Source organism: Halomonas sp. ND22Bw, from assembly GCF_003011945.1.
GTDB lineage: Bacteria > Pseudomonadota > Gammaproteobacteria > Pseudomonadales > Halomonadaceae > Halomonas > Halomonas halophila.
The window spans coordinates 1-292 of sequence record NZ_PXWD01000589.1; the positions used below are offsets into that span (position 1 = coordinate 1).

Consider the following 292-nt stretch of genomic DNA (forward strand, 5'->3'; position numbering starts at 1 on the left):
ACGGCCAGCGCATCAGCCTTCTGACCAACGCCGGCCTGGCGGTGGACCTGGAGAACCTGAACGAGACGGGGGCCGAGGGCATCGGCCTGTTCCGCACCGAGTTCCAGTTCATGGTTTCGGACGAACTGCCCCGGCTGGACGCCCAGACGGCGCTGTACAAGCTGGTGCTGGACGCCGCCGGCGACCGGCCCGTTACCTTCCGCACCCTGGACATCGGCGGCGACAAGGTGCTGCCCTATCTGGAGGCCGAGCGGGAGGAAAACCCCGCCCTGGGGCGCCGCGCCATCCGCCT

Annotated in this window: 1 protein-coding gene; it reads left to right on the forward strand. The window is 69.5% G+C overall.

Annotation, left to right across the window (positions count from 1 at the left end):
• The coding region (locus CVH10_RS19505; RefSeq protein ID WP_369335894.1) for a putative PEP-binding protein at positions 1 to 292 on the forward strand (292 nt) is incomplete at both ends.